Source organism: Zoogloea oryzae, assembly GCF_030161255.1.
Lineage (GTDB): Bacteria > Pseudomonadota > Gammaproteobacteria > Burkholderiales > Rhodocyclaceae > Zoogloea > Zoogloea oryzae.
The window spans coordinates 822-1,161 of the sequence record NZ_BSPX01000209.1 but is presented as its reverse complement, the minus strand read 5'-3'; the positions used below and the strand labels follow the sequence as shown (position 1 = coordinate 1,161).

Here is a 340-nt window from a genome sequence, read left to right as displayed (position 1 = left end):
CCCGGGATTGTAGTTCAATTGGTTAGAGCACCGCCCTGTCAAGGCGGAAGCTGCGGGTTCGAGCCCCGTCAGTCCCGACCTAGGATCTGATGAATTCATGCATTTATCTATTTCCAAATATTGATTGAAATATTCCTTATTTTTTATTTCACTTCTACTATTTTGTGAACAATGAAGATGGCTTAGATAATACTTCATAATAGATATTCACTTCTATTATCTATATAATACTAAGTAATAATAGTATAGTGTAGATATAGTAGATAAGAATTCTATAAGGAAGACGAAAGAATGGAAAGGATACAAAAAAAAGAAATGGTATTTAAAATGAGACCCGAGG

Annotated in this window: 1 tRNA gene; it reads left to right on the top strand. The window is 34.4% G+C overall.

Features of this window, described 5'->3' with window-relative positions:
- Window positions 1–3: 3 nt before the first annotated feature.
- A tRNA-Asp gene (locus QQK25_RS24790) sits at window positions 4–77 on the top strand.
- Window positions 78–340: the final 263 nt, after the last annotated feature.